The sequence below is a fragment of the Streptomyces prasinopilosus genome, from assembly GCF_001419695.1.
In the GTDB taxonomy this organism is placed as follows: Bacteria; Actinomycetota; Actinomycetes; order Streptomycetales; family Streptomycetaceae; genus Streptomyces; species Streptomyces prasinopilosus.
In genome coordinates this window covers 694-994 of the sequence record NZ_LIRG01000450.1, presented here as the reverse complement: position 1 = coordinate 994, position 301 = coordinate 694, and the positions used below count along the sequence as shown (strand labels likewise).

Genomic DNA, 301 nt, shown 5'->3' with positions numbered 1-301 from the left:
GCCAGGAACTCGCCCGCTACGACCTCTCGGAGGACGCCTCCACGGAAACCGCGATGATCTTCGGTGAGCTCTACCGCTATCAGGGGGAGTGGAAGTTCAGGGCGGTGGGTCAGGGGTACGCGTCCGGGCTGCGGGGCATCGCCCTAGACTTCGGAGTCAATGTTTCGTAAAGCCGACTACGGCAGCGGGGAGAGTCTCCTCCGGACATCGTCCGGGGGAGTCCCCCACACATGATGGGGTAGCCAGTGGTTCTGAAAACCTTCGGCTGGTCGTTCGCGGTCACCGCGCTCGGCCTGGTCGC

At 64.5% G+C, this 301-nt stretch carries 1 protein-coding gene; it reads left to right on the top strand.

The window, feature by feature from the left end:
- Nucleotides 1-170, top strand: a 170-nt coding sequence (locus tag AOK18_RS34470) for a TerD family protein (protein ID WP_240503233.1), incomplete at its 5' end; no start/stop codon positions are given.
- Between the last annotated feature and the right edge of the window lie 131 nt (nucleotides 171-301).